The following is a 255-nucleotide window of genomic DNA, read 5'->3' as shown; positions in this document are numbered from 1 at the left end:
GTGAAGATGTTAGATAAAAAATTAGAAAGATAATTTGAGATTTAGATTTTTGGAATAACAAATGAGTAAAAACATTAAAACACAAGAAGCTAAATTAGACTTAATCACTAAATTTTTAGACTATGCTGATATAGCAGATGCTAGTTATGCTATGTTGCAATATGTTTGGGAAAATATAGAGCAAGATGAAAAGAATAATATTTATAAAGCAGATAAACTTACTTTTGGTGATAAATTAAAGCAAGATATTGTTAT

Annotated in this window: 1 pseudogene; it reads left to right on the top strand. The window is 24.7% G+C overall.

Annotation, left to right across the window (positions count from 1 at the left end):
• Positions 1-61 precede the first annotated feature (61 nt).
• Positions 62-255 (top strand): annotated as a pseudogene (locus KAR67_RS09530) (hypothetical protein); the annotation flags it as partial.

The sequence above is a fragment of the Campylobacter sp. JH32 genome (assembly GCF_017846535.1).
Taxonomy (GTDB): Bacteria; Campylobacterota; Campylobacteria; order Campylobacterales; family Campylobacteraceae; genus Campylobacter_D; species Campylobacter_D coli.
The sequence above is the reverse complement of the archived record's forward strand: the minus strand, read 5'-3'. Positions and strand labels throughout refer to the sequence as shown.